Raw genomic sequence first — 12,931 nt, forward strand, 5'->3', positions numbered from 1 at the left:
ACGCCCGGTCGAGCCGACGCGGCGGGGGTGTGCGGGGTCGGCAACCCCCGCACACCCCCTGTGCGCGATGTTCGACTGTCCGCCCTAGGGCAGGACCGCTGTGCCCTTGCGGTAGTTCTTCCCGTTGCCGTCCGGGCGGTAGTTGTTCTCCACGTTGCCCGCCGAGTCGACGGAGAACCAGTGCACCCGGGTGCCGGCCGGGACGGTCAGCGTCTCCCCGCCCTCGCGGATGCCGGCGGAGCCGTACAGCGTCGAGTCGTACGTCGGGGCGGCCCGGTCCAGGGTGTAGAAGACCGCCGCCGGTTCGCTGGTCTCGAAGGACACGTTCACCATGCCCGGCGTGGAGCTGGGCGCGACCTTCAGCGTGCTCGCCGGCCGTTGCTTGTCCTTGGCGAAGTCACGGGCCACCCGCATCAGCTCGACCAGCCCGTTGGCGAACTCCATCGTCTCGGCGTGCGCCTCCTCCCACTCCGGCTGGAAGGAGGTGCCGACCTCGAAGTTCCACGCGTAGATGCCGTACTTGTACCAGAGCATGTCGCCGGAGTTGCCGGCCGCCGAGTAGAGCACGTCGGAGATCGGGCCGGTGCGCGCCGGGGTGACCGCCATGTTCCGGTGCCGCTTGATTGCGCTGAGGATCCGCGACGAGGCACCCCAGAACGCCGACTCCTCGGCGAGCGTCGGCCGCGGCGCCGAGACCCGGTCCGGCAGCGCGTACGCGCCGGGCGACCACATGAAGTAGTTGCCCGAGGAGTGCAGGTTCATCGAGAACCGGATGTTCGGGCGGGCCGCCAGCCAGTCCAGGTTCCGGTTCTCCGGCTCGGACAGCTCGCTCGGGCCGGCGTAGGTGCCGCTGGTGCAGCTCGACGACGCGCCGGAGTAGCCGTCGAAGAGGCTGTACTCGGTGTAGTTGCGGTTGTTGTCCACACCCCACGAGTTGCGGGCCAGGAAGTCGGCCGAGCCGGTCAGCGGGCAGTGGTTGGTCATGTTCTTGCGCTGCGAGTTGAAGTCGTAGAACGAGTAGTGCCCACCGTCCGGGTTGACCGACGGCGCGATCCAGATGTCGAGGTTGTTCAGCAGCTGCTTGGTCTGCCCGTCGTGGCCGTAGTTGCGCAGCAGCCGCTCGGCGGTTTCGATGGTGACCAGCGGCGGCACCCACTCCCGGGCGTGCTCCTGGGCGTAGGCCAGCACGCCGAGCTTGGAACCGTCGCGGTGCTTGCCGATCCGGATCGCGTACACCGGGTGCGGCTCGCGGGAGACGCTGGCCGGCGCGCTCAGCCCGTCGGTGAGCGGGGTCCGCGCGGCCGGCGCGACCACGCCGGTGCCCGGGCTGCCCCGATAGGTGTACGCCCGCAGCAGCGACCCGGCGTTGGCGTTGAGCGCGGCCACCACCTGGGCGGCGGTGCTGGTGACCGTGCCGGCGGAGTCGGTGCCCAGGGTCACCCGGACCGCCGAGCCGGCGACACTCACCGACAGCGGCGTGTTCGGCGCGCCCGGGTCGGCGAGCTCCACCGAGACGTCGTTGCCGCCCTCGTGGCCCCAGGCCAGCGAGTCCACCGCGACCCGGCTGGCGGTGGCGGTGCCGAGCACGGCCTGCGCGTGCCGCCGGTAGCCGTTGGTCTTGTACGGCAGCTCCACGATCTCCGCCAGGTCCGGGAACTCGGCGGCCAGCTGGTGGATCCGCGCGTACAGCTCCGTGGGGGTCAGGTAGCTGGTGACGAAGTCCTTCTGGTAGCCGGGCCCCTCCGGGCCGTCGCCCGGGGTCGGCAACCACTCCCGGACGGTGGCGATGGCGACGTCACCGGTCGGGCTGGTGATCCGGACGCGGTCCGGACGGGTGGTCACGGTGGCGGCGCCCCGGTGGTACAGGTAGACGCCGGCGTCGACGAAGCGGGAGATGGTCTGCGTACCACCGGAGCCGAAAGCGGTGCCCGGGCCGCTGTCCCGCTCGACGGTGAGCGGGGTGGCGACCGTCTGGCCCTGCGCCCACTTCGCCTCCACGGACAGGATCTGGTCGGTGCCGGAGGTGTAGTAGTCGGCCCGGATGATCTTGACGTCGGAGACGTCCGGCGCGGTCGGGTCGGCCGCCGCGGCGGCGAACTGCCGGTTGTCGGCCACGTGCTCGGCGATCGTCGCCGCGCGCTCGGCCACCCGGGCCTGGGCGTCGGCGGGCCGGTGCAGCACCTTGCCGAGCCGGAACCCGGCGGCGGTCAGCGCCGCGCCCTCGCTGGCCGTGATGACCGCGTGCGCGACCACGCCGTCCTCGGTCCGGCTGACGTGGTGGTCGAGGTCGACGCCGGTCGCGACCAGGGCGTCCAACTGGGCGGTGCCGTCGAGCAGCACCTCGACGACGTTCGCCTCCTCGTCGCCGACCCGGACCAGGTCGACCGAGGGTGCGGCCGGCGGTGCGGTGGCCGAGGCCGGGCTGACCAGCAGCACCACGGCCATGGCCCCGGCCAGCGCGGCGGGGAGCGGAAGGCGGCGTCGCCACCGGGGACCTAGGGGATCACGCATCTGTCGACCCTTCTGTTGCTCGGCATGGGTGACCGAATGAGCTGGCCGAGGGGCCCCGCCCGGGGTACGCGGCTCCGCCCCGTCGGTCGCGCGCCGCGCTGGCGGCGTCACGACCCGGTGGAAGGAAGGTGATGGTGTCCGGTTGCGGCGGACCGACGCTGCCCGCATCGCCGAGTTGCGGAAGCGCCGTCGAGTGGTGGACGGGAGGATGTTCCGGTTGCGGTCGGTGGACTGAGCCAATCCTCAGTGTCGACAAAGTGGTCTGTCAATCCTCCGGGTAAGGTCCGGCTCCGGGTGCCGGTCAGTTCAGCGCGGACCGTACGCCCAGCCCGACGAGGACGACGCCGGTGACCCGGTCCAGCGCCCGGCGCACCCGCTCGGTCCGCAGCAGCCGGGCGGCCGCCCCGGTGACCGCCGTCCAGCCGGCCAGCCACCCGGTGTGCAGCACGGCGTGCGCGGTGGCCAGCAGCAGCATCGGCGCCAGCACCGGCCCGGACGGGTCGAGGAACTGCGGGGCCAGCGTCAGGTAGACGGCCGCCGCCTTGGGGTTCAGCACGTTCCCGAGCAGCCCCTGCGGGTACGGGTGCCGAGCCCGGCCGGCGAGCCGGCGCCACCCGGCCCGGGCGGACGGCCGGCCGGGTGCGGCGGGCCGCCGGCGGGCGGCGGAGACCAGCAGCCAGACACCGAGCCCGACGAGATAGCCGGCGCCGGCCAGCTTGACGATCCAGAACGCCTGCGACGAGCGCAGCACCAGCGCCGCCAGACCGGCCGCGGCCAGCGCCGCGTGCAGGTAGATCCCGGTCACCGTACCGAGGATCACCCACCAGCCCTGGCGCCGGCCGCCGGCGCCCACCCGGGAGACGACCAGCGCGAAGCTGGTGCCGGGGGTGAGCGTGATCGGCGCGACGGCGAGCGCGAAGCCCAGCATGCCGGCCCCGGTCACCGGTCAGACCACCACCCGGTAGTGGGTGGTCAGCAGGCCGGTGTCGTCGTACACGTGGAAGGCGATGCCCGGCGGTTGCCGCTGGTCGGTCAGCGTCCCCTCGCCCTCCCACGGCATCCGTAGGGTCGAGACGACGCCGGGCGCGATCCGCAGCGGGCGGCCGGCGAAGGTGCTCGCCGCGGCCGTGTGGAAGTGCCCGGTCAGCACGGCGACGATCTGCGGGTGGGCGGCCACCAGCTCGGCGAGCGGGTCCGTGGGCAGCAGCCGCATGTCGTCGATGACCGGGTGGTGCAGCGCGACCGGCGGGTGGTGGAAGGCGATGAAGACCGGGACGTCGGCCGCCACCGAGGCGAGCTGCTCCCGCAGCCAGCCCATGGTCTCCTCGTCCAGGTGACCGTCGTCGCGGCCGGGGATGCTGGAGTCGGCGAGCAGGAAGGTGGCGCCGCCGACGTCGTGCCGGCTGTTGATCGGCCCGTCGCCGCCGCCGGTTTCGCCCAGCAGCCCCTTGCGGTAGGCGTCGCGCACGTCGTGGTTTCCCGGGCAGACCAGCACCGGGTGCGGCGAGGCGAAGAGCTTCGCGGCCAACTCGTACTCGGACACCTGCCCGTGGTCGGCGATGTCCCCGGTGATCAGGATGGCGTCCACCGGCCGGGCCAGGTTGTGCAGGTGGTCCATGACCCGGGCGGTCCGCTCCGCCGAGCGCGGATGGTCGTCGAGGTGGGTGTCGCTGAGGTGCGCGATGGTCAGCACGAGGGCTCCCTAACGGGTTACGCTGCTTTTGCCGTTAGGGACGCTACACTGGCCCCCCGGAGATCCACAACACGCCCGCGACCCCGGAGGCACGATGTCCGTCCAGCTCACGCTCGCCCTGGCCGGCACCATCCGGCACGACGGCAACGGCGGCGTGACCGACGATCTCGCCGACACCGGCGGGCTCGCCCGGTGGCTGCGCGACCACGCCGAACCGCTGCGCGGCTACGACCACGACCTGGCGCCCCCGGCCGACCTGCCCGACGAGCGGACCCGGCTCGACGTGGTCGCGCTGCGCCGGGCCGTCCGCACGCTGCTCGCCCGCGCGGTGGCGCCGGCACCGCCCAGCCGGGCCGACCACGCGTCGCTGCTGACACCGGACGAGGCGGTGCGCCACCTCAACGACGTCGCCGGCCGGCTGCCCACCAGCCCCCGGCTGCACTGGCCCGCCGACGGGGCGCCGATCCTCACCCGACACGCCGGTCCGGCCGAGCCACGGCTACGGCTCACCGCGGCGCTGGCCCGCGCCGCCGTCGACTTCCTGGCCGGCCCCGAACGGGAGCAGCTGCGCGCCTGCCCGGCGCCGCGGTGCGTGCGGTACTTCGTCCGGGAGCACGCCCGCCAGCAGTGGTGCAAGCCGTCCTGCGGCAACCGCGCCCGGGTCGCCCGCCACTACCAGCGCCAGCAGGCCGGAGCCGGGCGGCCGGCCGACGCTGACTGACCGCCTACTCCGCGCACCGTACCGGCGGCCTCCTGCTCGGGATCAGCCGGCTGCGCCGCGCCGCGCGCGGCCGGGTCTGACCGGTAGGGCGACGATCTCCGGGCAGGCGTGCGGTGCCCGGAGGTTCTCGTTTCCGGAGCGCCGGCTCGTCGCGCGCGCCATGCCGCTTCTTGATGCAGTCAAGAAAAAAGTCGGGCATACTGCGCACCGTGGCCACCTCGGACGTCGAGCGCGTGCCGCGCGGGGCCGCGCTCCGCGTGACCCGTCCGCGGCTGGCCGCGCTGTCCGCGGTGCACGCACATCCGCACGCCGGCACCGGCTCCATCGTCGGTGCCGCGTCGGGAGCTTCCCGAGTGTCCTATCAGGCCAGGTACCACGTGCCCCGCGCTGACCGGCGCGGGGCTGGTACGTCACGTGTCGCGGCGCCAGCAACCAGTTGACCGAACGAGACCGACAGGAGAAGGACCGACGTGCCTGAGCACGGCAGCGAGAGCGAGAACCCGGCAATCCCCTCCCCGACGCCGAAGCCGAGTCGGCCGAGGTCGAACCAGGACTGGTGGCCGAACCAGCTGAACCTGCAGGTACTCCATCAGCACTCACCCCGGGCCAACCCGCTGGGCGAGTCGTTCAGCTACCGGCAGGAGTTCAAGAGCCTCGACGTCGAGGCGCTCAAGCGGGACGTCTTCGAGGTGATGACGACCTCGCAGGACTGGTGGCCGGCGGACTACGGCCACTACGGGCCGCTGTTCATCCGGATGAGCTGGCACTCCGCCGGCACGTACCGGATCGAGGACGGCCGCGGTGGTGGCGGCGACGGCGCCCAGCGGTTCGCCCCGCTCAACAGCTGGCCGGACAACGCGAACCTCGACAAGGCGCGCCGGCTGCTCTGGCCGGTCAAGCAGAAGTACGGTCAGAAGATCTCCTGGGCCGACCTTCTGGTCTTCGCCGGCAACTGCGCGCTGGAGTCGATGGGGTTCAGGACGTTCGGCTTCGGCTTCGGGCGGGAGGACGTCTGGGAGCCCGAGGAGGTCTTCTGGGGGCCCGAGGACACCTGGCTCGGCGACGAGCGCTACAGCGGCGACCGGGAACTTGCCGCCCCGCTGGGCGCCGTCCAGATGGGGCTGATCTACGTGAACCCGGAGGGCCCCAACGGCACCCCGGATCCCCTCGCCGCCGCCCGGGACATCCGGGAGACCTTCCGACGGATGGCGATGAACGACGAGGAGACAGTGGCGCTCATCGCCGGTGGCCACACGTTCGGCAAGACCCACGGCGCCGCCCGCGCCGACGAGTACGTCGGGCCGGAGCCCGAGGCCGCCCCGCTCGAGGCGCAGGGCCTGGGCTGGAAGAACAGCTACGGCAGCGGCAAGGGCGCCGACACGATCACCAGCGGCCTCGAAGGCGCCTGGACGCCCACCCCGATCACCTGGGACAACAGCTTCTTCGAGACGCTCTTCGGCTTCGAGTGGGAGGTCTGCGAGAGCCCGGCCGGCGCGAAGCAGTGGCGGCCGAAGGGTGGCGCCGGGTCGGACGCCGTACCCGGGGCCCACGACCCCTCCGTCCGGTACGCCCCGATGATGGCGACGACCGACATCGCGCTGCGCGTCGACCCGACCTACGAACCCATCTCGCGGCGCTTCCTGGAGAACCCGGACCAGTTCGCCGACGCGTTCGCCCGGGCCTGGTACAAGCTGCTGCACCGCGACATGGGACCGGCCTCGCGCTACCTCGGCCCGTGGGTGCCGGAGCCGCAGCTGTGGCAGGACCCGGTCCCGGCGGTCGACCACGAGCTGATCGGGGCCGAGGACGTCGCCACCCTCAAGAACACGGTCCTCGCCTCCGGACTGTCCATCCCCCAGCTCGTCCGGACCGCCTGGGCGTCGGCGGCGAGCTTCCGTGGCACCGACATGCGGGGCGGCGCGAACGGAGCCCGGATCCGCCTGGAGCCGCAGCGGAACTGGGAGGTCAACGAGCCGGCCGAACTCGCCACGGTGCTGCCGGTCCTGGAGCGGATCCAGCAGGACTTCAACAGCGCGCAGTCCGGCGGGAAGAAGGTCTCGCTCGCCGACCTGATCGTCCTGGCCGGATGCGCGGCCGTCGAGCAGGCCGCGCGGAACGCCGGGCACGAGGTGACGGTGCCGTTCTCGCCCGGACGCACCGACGCCGCGCAGGAGCAGACCGACGTCGAATCGTTCGCCGTGCTGGAACTGAGGGCTGACGGGTTCCGCAACTACCTGCGCGCCGGCCAGAAGCTGTCGCCGGAGACCCTGCTGCTGGACCGGGCCAACCTGTTGACGCTGACCGCTCCCGAGATGACCGTGCTGGTCGGCGGCATGCGGGCGCTGAACGCCAACGTGGGGCGGACCCGGCACGGCGTCCTCACCGACCGGCCCGAGTCGTTGACGACCGACTTCTTCCGCAACCTGCTCGACATCGGCACGGAGTGGAAGGCCGCCACCGACACCGAGAACGTCTACGAGGGCCGGGACCGCGCCACCGGCGAACTCCGGTGGACGGCCACCGCCGTCGACCTGGTCTTCGGCGCGAACTCCCAGCTCCGCGGCATCGCCGAGGTCTACGCCAGCGCGGACGGGCAGGAGCGGTTCGTCCGGGACTTCGTCGCGGCGTGGGTCAAGGTCATGAACCTGGACCGGTTCGACCTCGCCTGATCCGTACGGGCCCCGGTCGGCGTGACCGGGGCCCGTCCGTCCCGCCGGGCTCAGCCGGGCCGCCCGCGCAACGCCGGCCGTGCCGGTCGTGCCGGCCGCTCGCCCAGCACGTCGCCGACCACCACCGCGGCCAGGACCAGCACGACGAGGCTGGTGACGAGCACCGGCGGCCAGCCGCCCACCCACGGTGCCGCGGCAGCGAGCACCACCAGCCAGAACACCCGGTGCCAGGGCACCACCCCGATGATCCGGAAGGTGAACAGGGTGCGCCCGACCAGGAACAGCGCGGGACCGCCGACGATCAGGGCGATCCAGCGCGCCGGTGTGTCGCCGGTGGGCCGGTCGACGACCAGGTCGAACCCCGCGGCGGTGCAGACGACGCCCGCCAACATCACCAAATGGGTGTACGGCGCCAGCCGGGTCGCCCGCCGCAGCAGGTGGGCGGAGAGCGTCCGCAGGATGGCACCGGCCCCCAGGACGTAGACCTGCCAGAGCAGCAGCATGGTGAGGAAGGCGCAGAGGAACGCGGCCAGTCGGGCGTGGGTGAACTCCGCGCTGCTGATCTTCAGGGTCGGCGCCAGGATGATGTCGCCGAGCGCCAGGATGACGAACTGCTGGTACCGCTCACCCAGGTGCGCGGTGGTCATCTCGTACTGCCCGAGCGGTACCCGGCCGAGCCAGGGGGTGGGGTAGCGCGCCGCCGCCGAGACGTAGTCGATCGCCACCGCGACGGTCCACAGCTGCCACCACGGCGCGCCGGGCAGCAGCGCCCCGGCGATCCAGAAGACGCCGGAGACCAGGAACCAGAAGAGGAAGCGCGCCGCCCGTCCCTTGGCCTGGTGCCGGTGCCGGTGCCGGCGCTGGTGCTGGTGCAGCACCCCGACCAGCACCAGGCCCCGTACCAGGTGGGGGGTCACGTATCCGACGGCGAAGACCAGCGCGTGCGCGGCGGAGGCGAGCGCCGCCGCCGTCACCACGGCACCGAGCGCGGTGACCATGAGGATGGCCTGGATCGGCCGCTGTTCCGGGTCGTAGAAGTCGGTGGTGGTCGAGGTGATCGACCAGGTCCACCAGATCGCCATCAACATGAGCACGACCGGCCCGACGCCGGCCCACGAGTCCCGCTCGGCGATCAGCATCGAGACCAGCGCGAGGGCGGCCACGAAGACGACGTCGAAGAGCAGTTCCAGCAGGGTGGCCCGGTTCGAGGCGTTCGGCCGGCGGACCAACTCGGTGCTGCCCCCGGTCGTCATGCCGGCCTCCCCGCCGCCGTCGCACCCGGTCGTGGGCGAAGCCGCGCCGTGGGGCGCCCCCGCGCCGCCGGGCGTACGGCCTGCCGGTCGCCGGGCCCGCGAGGATTATCGGTGCGGCCGCGACGAGCCGTCCCGAGAACGGCGATTCCGGACTTCGCCCCCCGTGCCCACCGGCCCCCAGCCGCGACCGCGGTTAGTCGTCCGCGGGCGGGGTACGCGTCCGGGGCGCGCTGCCGGCCCGTTGACCCGGCCCCTCCTGCCGAGGACCGATCCGAGAGGAACGACGGTGTCACACGAGTACCGCAAGAGCGCTGAGGCGATCTCCCGGCTGTCGCCGGAGCAGTACCGCGTCACCCAGGAAGCCGGCACGGAGCCGCCCTTCGCCAACGCGTACTGGGACAACAAGGAACCGGGCATCTACGTCGACGTGGTGTCCGGTGAGCCCCTGTTCGCGTCCGTCGACAAGTACGACAGCGGCACCGGCTGGCCCACCTTCAGCAAGCCGATCGACCGGCGGAACGTGGTCGAGGTGCAGGATTCGAGCCTCGGCATGTTCCGCATCGAGGTCCGGTCGGCGCGCGGGGACAGTCACCTCGGGCACGTGTTCGACGACGGTCCGGTGGAGACCGGTGGGATGCGGTACTGCATGAACTCTGCGGCGCTCCGGTTCGTCGGGCGCGACGACCTCGAGCGCGAAGGCTACGGCGAATACCGCACGTTGTTCGAGCACCCGGACGGGGAGCGGAAGCGATGACGGAGAAGACGGAGAAGGCGATTCTGGCCGGCGGCTGCTTCTGGGGCATGCAGGACCTCATCCGCAAACGCCCCGGCGTGCTGGACACCAGGGTCGGATACACCGGCGGGGACGTGCCGAACGCGACGTACCGGAACCACGGGACCCACGCCGAGGCGATCGAGATCGTCTACGACCCGCAGCGACTCTCCTACCGTGACCTGCTGGAGTTCTTCTTCCAGGTCCACGACCCGACCACGAAGAACCGCCAGGGCAACGACGTGGGCCTGAGCTACCGGTCGGCCATCTTCTACACCGACGAGCAGCAGCGGCAGGTCGCGGAGGACACCATCGCCGACGTCGACGCCTCGGGCCTGTGGCCGGGCAAGGTGGTCACCGAGGTCAGCCCGGCCGGGCCGTTCTGGGAGGCCGAGCCGGAGCACCAGGACTACCTGGAGCGCAACCCCGGCGGCTACACCTGCCACTACGTCCGGCCGGACTGGAAGCTGCCCCGACGCGGGGAGAACGCCGGCTGACACCGACCGGGGCCGATCGCCGGGCGCGGCCGCCCGCGGGCCGGCCAGGTGTAGACGGCACGCCAGGTGGTATCCGGGGCTCGACTCCAGCACCTCGACTCACGGAAGGGTGGCCACCCATGGCGGTCAAGACCGAAGCGCGGGTGGACGTTGCCGGGATCCGGCCGTTCACGGTAGAGATCCCCGAGGCGGAACTGACGGCGCTGCGGCAGCGCATCGCGGCCACCCGCTGGCCGGAGCGGGAGACCGTCGGCGACCAGTCGCAGGGTGTGCCGCTCGAGACGATCCAGGCGCTGGCGCGCTACTGGGAGAAGGAGTACGACTGGCGCCGGGTCGAGGCGCGGCTGAACAGCCTGCCGAACTTCGTCACCGAGATCGACGGGCTCGACATCCACTTCGTCCACGTCCGTTCCCGGCACGACGACGCGCTGCCGCTGATCGTCACGCACGGCTGGCCCGGTTCGGTGATCGAGCAGCTGAAGATCGTCGGCCCGCTCACCGATCCCACGGCGCACGGCGGGGACGCGTCGGACGCCTTCCACCTGGTGATCCCGTCGCTGCCCGGTTTCGGGTTCTCCGGCAAGCCGACCGCGCCCGGCTGGGGCCCGGACCGGGTCGCGCGCGCCTGGGCGCAACTGATGGACCGCCTCGGCTACACCCGCTACGTGGCGCAGGGCGGCGACTGGGGAGCCCTGATCACCGACCTGCTGGCGTTGCAGAAGCCGCCCGGGCTGATCGGCATCCACACCAACATGCCCGGCGCGATTCCGCCCGACATCGACGCGCTGTTCCAGTCCGACATCACCGGCGCGAACAACGCGCTCGGCAAGCTGCCCGCCGGTCTCTCCGACGAGGAGAAGCGTACCTGCGAGCAGTTGGACTTCTTCTGGAAGCACTCCGCCTACGCCCTGATGATGGGTACGCGCCCGGAGACGCTGACCGGGCTGGCCGACTCCCCCGTCGCGCTCGCCAGCTACATGCTCGACCACGACGCGGCCAGCCTGGACCTGATCTGCCGGTCCTTCGCCGGAGAGCAGGTGGGCCTGTCGCGGGACGACGTCCTCGACAACATCACCCTGTTCTGGTTGACGAACACCGGGGTCTCCTCGGCCCGGATCTACTGGGAGAACGCGTACTCCTTCTTCGCCGCCAAGGGCGTCACCGTGCCCGCCGCCGTGAGCGTCTTCCCCGACGAGCTCTACGAGACGCCGCGCAGTTGGGCTGAGCGGGCCTATCCGAACCTGATCCACTACAACAAGCTCGACCGGGGCGGTCACTTCGCGGCCTGGGAACAGCCGCAACTGCTGTCGCAGGAGTTGCGCGGCGCCTTCCGGTCGCTGCGCTGAGCCGACGCGCCGACCACGGGTCCTTGTTCCGACGAACCGGCACCGACTCCTCGGCGAGCCGGAGCACCGGGCGCAGGCGTGACCACCGCCGCCTCGCCGGGTGCTCCGGCTCGCCGTCCTGCCCGCGGTACGCGGCGCGGATCCCGGCCGCGTCGCCACCGGGTGTCGCGGGTGGGATCGAGCCGGCAGGACGGGCGGGCCGGTGACGACGGGCGGGGGCAGGCTGCTGCGGATGCCCGGCGGGCCGCGGCGGGCGATCTTCCTGGAGCTCTTCTTCGACCTGGTGTTCGTCGCCACCCTCGTGCAGCTCTCCCGGGGGCTGATGCGGGATCTCGGCTGGGGCGGCGCCTTCCAGACGCTGGTGCTGCTGTTGGCGATGTGGTGGACCTGGAGCATCACCACCTGGACGACCAACCTGTACGACCCGCAGCGCATGGAGATCCAGTTCCTGGTCACCGCCACCATGCTCGGCAGCCTGCTGATGGTGGCCGCGCTGCCCGAGGCGTTCGGCGCGCGGGGTCTGGTCTTCGCCGGGGCGTACGTGGCCATCCACGTCGGTCGGCAGGTCTACTTCGTCCTCGCCCTGCGCGGCCACCAGTTGCAGCGCCGGAGCCTGCGGCTGCTGTTCTGGTTCGGCGTGTCGGCGGTGCCGTGGTTCGCCGGCGCGCTCGCGGCCGGTACGGCCCGGCCGGCCCTCTGGGCGCTGGCGGTCGCCATCGACTACACCGGCGGGATCCTCCGCTTCCCCACGCCGGGGCTGGGCCGCTCACCGGAATCGGACTTCCCCGTGCTGGCCGAGCACCTGGCCGAGCGGTACCGGCAGCTCTTCATCATCGCGCTGGGCGAGCTGATCCTGGTCACCGCGCTGACCCTGGGCGGCACCGGCTTCGCGGGCGACCGGATCGTGGCGTTCGTGGTGGCGTTCGCCGGCACCGTGCTGTTCTGGCGGATCTACGTCTACCGGGCCGGGAACCTGCTGCCCGACGCCATCACCGCGGCCGGCAGACCGGACAGCCTGGCCCGGTGGGCGGCGCTCGCCCACCTGATCATGCTGGCCGGCATCGTGGCCACCGCGGTGGGCGACGAACTCGTCATCGCCCATCCCCTCGACGCCGCCGAACCGGCCTGGGTCGCCGTCATCCTCGGCGGACCCGCGCTGTTCCTGGCCGGGCGGGCCGGCTTCGAGTACACCGTGTTCGCCCGGGTGTCCCGGCCACTGCTGACCGGCATCCTGGTGCTGGCCGTCCTGGCGCCACCGCTGCTGCTGGCGCCGCCGCTGCTGGTCGCCGCCGCCGCCCTCGCGGTGCTCGTCGGGGTCGCCGGGGCCGACACGGTCCGTGCCCGGCGGCATCCGGCCGAGCCGCCGTCACCGCCGGACTGACCGCCGGGGTCACCCACGCCGGCGAAGCCTCGTCCGGGTGAGTAGCCGGACGGGCCGCCCCACGACCGGTCCCGCCGGCGGGACAATC

At 72.4% G+C, this 12,931-nt stretch carries 10 protein-coding genes; 6 read left to right on the forward strand and 4 right to left on the reverse strand.

Annotated features, from left to right (window positions below):
• Positions 1 to 84: 84 nt before the first annotated feature.
• From Q3W71_RS25770 to Q3W71_RS25780, 3 genes are all read right to left on the reverse strand, one after another.
• A complete protein-coding gene (locus Q3W71_RS25770) occupies positions 85 to 2,511 on the reverse strand; it encodes a M14 family metallopeptidase (RefSeq protein ID WP_302922041.1) in 2,427 nt (808 codons plus the stop codon).
• A 301-nt stretch (positions 2,512 to 2,812) separates the two neighbouring features.
• Positions 2,813 to 3,454 (reverse strand): LysE family translocator, encoded by a 642-nt coding sequence (locus tag Q3W71_RS25775; RefSeq protein ID WP_302922042.1) that lies wholly within the window; start codon positions 3,452 to 3,454, stop codon positions 2,813 to 2,815.
• Between the two features lie 3 nt (positions 3,455 to 3,457).
• Entirely contained in the window at positions 3,458 to 4,204 is a 747-nt protein-coding gene (locus Q3W71_RS25780) for a metallophosphoesterase (RefSeq protein ID WP_302922043.1), read from the reverse strand.
• A gap of 94 nt (positions 4,205 to 4,298) precedes the next feature.
• Here Q3W71_RS25780 and Q3W71_RS25785 point away from each other — a divergent pair, with 94 nt between their 5' ends.
• Positions 4,299 to 4,925 (forward strand): ABATE domain-containing protein, encoded by a 627-nt coding sequence (locus Q3W71_RS25785; protein ID WP_302922044.1) that lies wholly within the window; start codon positions 4,299 to 4,301, stop codon positions 4,923 to 4,925.
• Between the two features lie 470 nt (positions 4,926 to 5,395).
• Complete coding sequence (gene katG / locus Q3W71_RS25790) at positions 5,396 to 7,594, forward strand: catalase/peroxidase HPI (RefSeq protein WP_302922045.1); 2,199 nt, start codon at positions 5,396 to 5,398, stop codon at positions 7,592 to 7,594.
• Between the two features lie 50 nt (positions 7,595 to 7,644).
• Here katG and Q3W71_RS25795 read toward each other — a convergent pair whose 3' ends face one another.
• Entirely contained in the window at positions 7,645 to 8,847 is a 1,203-nt protein-coding gene (locus tag Q3W71_RS25795; protein WP_302922046.1) for a low temperature requirement protein A, read from the reverse strand.
• A 286-nt stretch (positions 8,848 to 9,133) separates the two neighbouring features.
• Between Q3W71_RS25795 and msrB the strand changes: the two genes are divergently transcribed.
• The 4 genes from msrB (at position 9,134) to Q3W71_RS25815 (ending at position 12,843) form a co-directional block, all read left to right on the forward strand.
• Complete coding sequence (msrB, locus tag Q3W71_RS25800) at positions 9,134 to 9,601, forward strand: peptide-methionine (R)-S-oxide reductase MsrB (protein WP_302922047.1); 468 nt, start codon at positions 9,134 to 9,136, stop codon at positions 9,599 to 9,601.
• Positions 9,598 to 10,116, forward strand: coding sequence for a peptide-methionine (S)-S-oxide reductase MsrA (msrA, locus tag Q3W71_RS25805; protein ID WP_302922048.1), 519 nt, complete (start codon positions 9,598 to 9,600; stop codon positions 10,114 to 10,116). Before msrB ends, msrA begins: the two co-directional genes overlap by 4 nt.
• Positions 10,117 to 10,235: 119 nt before the next feature.
• Positions 10,236 to 11,462, forward strand: coding sequence for an epoxide hydrolase family protein (locus Q3W71_RS25810; protein ID WP_302922049.1), 1,227 nt, complete (start codon positions 10,236 to 10,238; stop codon positions 11,460 to 11,462).
• 232 nt (positions 11,463 to 11,694) lie between these two features.
• The gene (locus tag Q3W71_RS25815; protein ID WP_302922050.1) at positions 11,695 to 12,843 is read left to right on the forward strand and encodes a low temperature requirement protein A; all 1,149 of its coding nucleotides are present in this window, start codon (positions 11,695 to 11,697) and stop codon (positions 12,841 to 12,843) included.
• Positions 12,844 to 12,931 lie beyond the last annotated feature (88 nt).

Source organism: Micromonospora sp. C28SCA-DRY-2 (assembly GCF_030519475.1).
Lineage (GTDB): Bacteria > Actinomycetota > Actinomycetes > Mycobacteriales > Micromonosporaceae > Micromonospora.